4 protein-coding genes are annotated in these 3,950 nt (G+C 38.6%); 3 read left to right on the top strand and 1 reads right to left on the bottom strand.

The features are described 5' to 3' along the window. From AAC037_RS21065 to AAC037_RS21075, 3 genes are all read left to right on the top strand, one after another. The coding region (locus AAC037_RS21065) for a M1 family aminopeptidase (RefSeq protein ID WP_339905397.1) at positions 1-598 on the top strand (598 nt) is incomplete at its 5' end. 69 nt (positions 599-667) lie between these two features. Further along, positions 668-1,468 (top strand): pyrroline-5-carboxylate reductase, encoded by an 801-nt coding sequence (gene proC / locus AAC037_RS21070; protein ID WP_339905398.1) that lies wholly within the window; start codon positions 668-670, stop codon positions 1,466-1,468. 4 nt (positions 1,469-1,472) lie between these two features. Further along, positions 1,473-2,501, top strand: coding sequence for an alpha/beta hydrolase (locus AAC037_RS21075; RefSeq protein WP_339905400.1), 1,029 nt, complete (start codon positions 1,473-1,475; stop codon positions 2,499-2,501). A 230-nt stretch (positions 2,502-2,731) separates the two neighbouring features. Here AAC037_RS21075 and AAC037_RS21080 read toward each other — a convergent pair whose 3' ends face one another. Next, complete coding sequence (locus tag AAC037_RS21080) at positions 2,732-3,883, bottom strand: DUF4221 family protein (RefSeq protein WP_339905402.1); 1,152 nt, start codon at positions 3,881-3,883, stop codon at positions 2,732-2,734. Between the last annotated feature and the right edge of the window lie 67 nt (positions 3,884-3,950).

Consider the following 3,950-nt stretch of genomic DNA (forward strand, 5'->3'; position numbering starts at 1 on the left):
TGCCGACATGTGGATTCATGAAAGCTTTACCACCTATTCGGAAAGTCTTTTCTTGGACTATCACTATGGAGTCATTGCCGGAAATGAATACCTTCAAGGAGCAAGGAGAATTATCAGAAACGATGGGCCTATAATCGGGGATTATGAAGTAAATCAAAGGGGTTCCGGGGACATGTATTTCAAAGGAGCCAATATCCTCCATACCCTACGTCAATGGATTGACAATGATGAGAAATGGAGAGGCATTTTAAGGAAAATGAACAAGGTTTTTTATCATCAGACGGTAACATCTGTTGAAATAGAGACTTTTTTGGCTGAAGAAAGTGGTTTGAATCTTCAGGCTTTCTTTGACCAATATCTTCGTACAGAAAAGGTGCCTATTTTTCAATATTACTGGAAAGGGGATAAATTGTATTACCGGTGGGAAAACAGCGTTGCCGATTTTGCCATGCCGCTTAAAATCAATCAAAATGAAAAGACACATTGGATTGATCCGGAGAAAGGCTGGAAAAGTTCTGAAAAATTAGGAGCAAATGTAGCCATTGAAGTAGATCCTAATTTCTATATTTATGTACAACAAATCCAGGCTATCAAATAAATGGTCATCCCCTAAATCTCATAAATTATGAGTAAATTTATCGCTTGATTTTAAATAAGGACTATATCAATGGACAATAATAAAAAAATAGCCATTATAGGCTGCGGAAACCTAGGGTTATCTATAGCCAATGGCTTATTAAGTACTGAGGGTTTTGACGGAAAAAGACTTATCGTTACCAAAAGGCATCCGGAAAGCTTGTTTTATCTTAAATCGCGAGGAGTCACCGTTTTGGCTGATAATAAGGAAGCTGTAAGAGATGCAGATTTTGTGATTTTAGGTGTAAAACCTTACAATATTCAGCCTATTTTACAAGAGATTAAGCCATTTTTAAAGAGAGACAAGCAAGTTATTGCTTCCCTAGCGGCTGGCATCACCCTCCAGGCCATCAAGGCTGAACTCGAACCCGGCACTACTGTTTTCAGGGTTATGCCCAATATAGCTGCAGATATTAAAGAATCTATCACATGTATTTGTGGTGATGATTTTAACCCGGAAACCGAGAATACAGTCAAGGAAATATTCAATAGTGTAGGCATAAGCATAACGATAGAAGAACACTTGATGGAAGCCGCTACGGTATTGGGGGCTTGCGGCACTGCATTTGTTTTGCGCTTTATGCGTGCCATGACACAGGGAGGAATCCAAATAGGCTTTGATGCCAAAACAGCCAATACAATTGTAACACAAACCGTAAAAGGTGCAGCCGAATTGGTGATGCAAAAAGGGATTCACCCTGAAGCAGCCATAGATAAGGTAACAACGCCAAAAGGTTCCACCATCAAGGGCTTGAATGAAATGGAGCACCATGGCTTCAGTTCTGCCATGGTAAGAGGGGTTGTTGCCTCCTACGAAGACATCAAAAAATAAAACCATGAAAAGAGTCCTTCCCTGGCTGATGGGTTCAGCCATTTTTATTGTCATCTTTTATATGCTCGGACCAAAAGAAAGCATTCAGGACCTATCCGGTACTTATCCTGAAGTGCCATCAAATCTCAATGAACTGGAAGCCAATATAAAGCAGGGTGAAGACACTGTGCAAGGCCTTAAACCTAATAATGAAGCCAGGATAGTCTGGGCTGACCCTGAGAAAAAGGAAAAAACCGCTTTCAGTATTCTCTATGTACACGGTTTTGGTGCCAGTCAGATGGAAGGTGATCCTGTACATCAGCAATTGGCCAAACATTTTGGTGCCAACCTCTACTTGGCCAGACTACCGGAACATGGCATAGAGCGAGCAAATGCTTTTGAACACTTGGATGCCAAAAGTCTGGTGGATGGGGCAAGAAGGGCCTATATGATCAGCAGGCAATTGGGGGATAGTGTAATTGTAATAGGGACCTCTATGGGGGGTGCCTTATCATTGATTCTGGCGGAAGAAAGACCGGAAATTCATTCCTTGGTTTTGTACTCCCCCTGTATCGGCATCTATGGTGATCGACTTGATCCCTTGTTTCAGCCTTGGATGAAGCAATTAATGGAAATGACCATGACCAATGAAAATGGGGTGCAGGTGGTAGAAAGAGAACCCGAAGAAGGAAAATATTGGGCAACAAATTATCATATCAATGCTTACACAAGTCTGGCTGTGCTGCTAAAAAGTAAAATGAACAAGGAAACCTTTGAAAAGGTAAAACAACCACTGTTTCTGGCCTATTATTACAAAAATGAGGAAGAGCAGGACAAGGTGGTATCCGTTCCAGCCATGCTGGACATGTATGCCAGTGTAAGTACTCCTGACAACAAAAAGCGGAAAGTAGCTTTCCCTGAGGCCGGTGACCATGTGATTGCTTCAAGTTTGAAAACGGAAAGTTGGGACAAGGTGCTAGGGGAAAGCATAAAGTTTCTGGAAGAAGTAGTTCAGCTAAGCCCGGCGGAAAGTATGGAAGTGATGGAGGAATAAATTTAAAGTCAATAACGCAATCGTCAATTGGGGAAATATCAAAATCCCCCTTTTTCCAAAGGGGGACTAAGGGGGATTTCTAACGTAAATATTCTAAAATATAAGGTTGCTATAATTGGAAATTCAAATTGGGATTTTTTACATAACTGTAAACCCACTAAAGTATTTTAATTATTAGGGTGACACCATTTAGAGGACTTGCAATATTCTTTGCGATAATTCTGATAAACTTATCTCTCCCCCAACTCCGGCGTAAATATCAGGTACCTAAACATTTCTTCATCATAATTAGGGTCAAAAAGATTATTCATAGAGAGGTATAAACCTTTTTTACCAACAAAATGGTTACTTTGAGTATAAATTTGAAATTTATCGAAAATATGTTCTCCGATAATATTCAGTTCGCTATCCAAAACCATCACTCCCATATAAGGCCTGGATTTTACTAAATCCCTAAAATTAAATTCTTCACTTATTTCGTCCATTTCAGAAGAAGGGAAAAACAATCTATAAAAAACATCTCGGTACTGATCGTACAGCAAAGCCTTGTATTGATCATTTAGCAAAAAGTTTAAAAGGCCATTTTGTGAACCACTTGGGATTTCATTTACATATAAAAAACTATTTACATGGGTCGACTTAACTTCTTTCTTATTTACCACTTTCCCAAGGTTCAAATCAAAAACTTGAATTTCATGGTCGTACCATGGAGCAATGTATAGCTTATCGTTTCTTCTTGTCCAGGAAAAATTCGCTATTTTTTTACCATCTTTCCAATAATCTGGAGAATAATTAACATCGTACCATTCTATTGAATCGGATTTTATATTAAAACTGTAAATTAACCTATGCTTTTGAATGTCTTCTTTTTCCATACCATGATGGTCGGTAAACAAATTTTGGGTTCCAAAAATCTTGTTTTTATACTTGTATAGTTTCTTATCTGGATAAGCTACTAATTGTTGGAGAGGTATTTTGTCATCTATAATTTCTTTTCTAAACAAAATATTTCCTTTTAAGTCTGTAAGCCCTATGGAAGGTGGGTAAGCGACAAACCATATAGAGTCTGTACTGGTAAGGCTTCCACCTCTGAATCGCCTTACACCGTTTTCTCCTTCCCTGTCCAAATGAAATTTATGAAAGATACCACCCTCCGGAAAGTTTATCAACTCATAATCTCGGGTAAACCCATTGTAAGTAATCAAATAATTATTGGAGTCGGATTCAATCAATTGGGTATAACCAGAGTTTACCAAGGCACCATCCGCAGGAAAGGTTAAAAGCTCCGTTTTAAAATCAAAAGATTTATGCTCTCTATTGCTACAGGCAAATAAACTTCCCGTTAAGATCAATAACATTATGTATTTGAATAATTTAGGCATAATTAATCCTCTCTCAACTCCGGCGTAAATATTAAGTACCTTAACATATCCTCATTATATTCTGGGT

Origin of the sequence: uncultured Cyclobacterium sp. (assembly GCF_963976465.1) — a bacterium.
Classification (GTDB): domain Bacteria; phylum Bacteroidota; class Bacteroidia; order Cytophagales; family Cyclobacteriaceae; genus Cyclobacterium.